Origin of the sequence: Burkholderia sp. HAN2018, assembly GCF_024704855.1 — a bacterium.
Lineage (GTDB): Bacteria > Pseudomonadota > Gammaproteobacteria > Burkholderiales > Burkholderiaceae > Burkholderia > Burkholderia cepacia.
In genome coordinates this window covers 1-889 of the sequence record NZ_QOBB01000530.1, presented here as the reverse complement: position 1 = coordinate 889, position 889 = coordinate 1, and the positions used below count along the sequence as shown (strand labels likewise).

General features: G+C 74.8%; 1 protein-coding gene. It reads left to right on the top strand.

Annotation, left to right across the window (positions count from 1 at the left end; all coding sequences use genetic code 11):
• The coding region (locus DPV74_RS41575) for a DUF3999 family protein (protein ID WP_162923351.1) at positions 1 to 889 on the top strand (889 nt) is incomplete at both ends.

Here is an 889-nt window from a genome sequence, read left to right as displayed (position 1 = left end):
CGCGCCGACAACGGCAGCGCGCCGCTCGGCGTGACGGTCGGCCCGGACGGCGCGCTGCGCGCGGGCGTCGCCGCACCGGCACGCGCAAAGCACGGCGCGGATCTCGTCGACCTGTCGCATGCGGACGGCGACATCGACGCGCTGCTCGTACACGTGGGCGACGACAGCTACCAGGGGCGTGTCGCCGTCGAAGCCAGCGACGACCTGCGCAGCTGGCGCTCGCTCGGCAGCACGCAGTTGCTGAAAGTCGGCCACGGCGACGACATGCTCGTGCAGGAGCGCATCGCACTCGAAGGCGCGGCGCCGCGCTACCTGCGGCTCGACTGGCTCGACGGCGCGCCCGCGATCGCGTCGATCGACGTCGAGACGCACCCGCGCGATGCACGCGGAACCGACACCGCGTCCGTGCCGCGCCAATGGCGCGACGCCGTGCGCGTGCGGGCCGGCGGCACGCCCGGCGAGTACCTGTTCGACACCGACGGCGCGTATCCGGTCGACCGCGTGCGCATCGACCTGCCGCAACCGAATACCGTCGCGCGCGCGACGCTGCAGAGCCGCGCCGACGCGCAGGCGCCGTGGCGCGACGTCGCGGGCGCCGTGCTGTTCCGGCTGCAGGGCAAGGCCGGCGAGCAGCGCAATCCGCCGCTCGAGTTCGCGGCGAATACGGATCGCACGTGGCGGATCGTCGTCGACATGCGCAACGGCGGATTCGGCGGCGGCCAGCCGGCCGTCGCGATCGGCTGGCATCCGGCCGCGCTGACTTTCGTGGCGCGCGGCGCACCGCCGTTTACGCTCGGCGTCGGCGACGCGTCGCTCGTGTCGTCGGCCGTCGGCCGCGACGCGCTGCTGGTCGGCATGGCCCCCGAAGTGCGGCCCGCGCGCGTCGGCG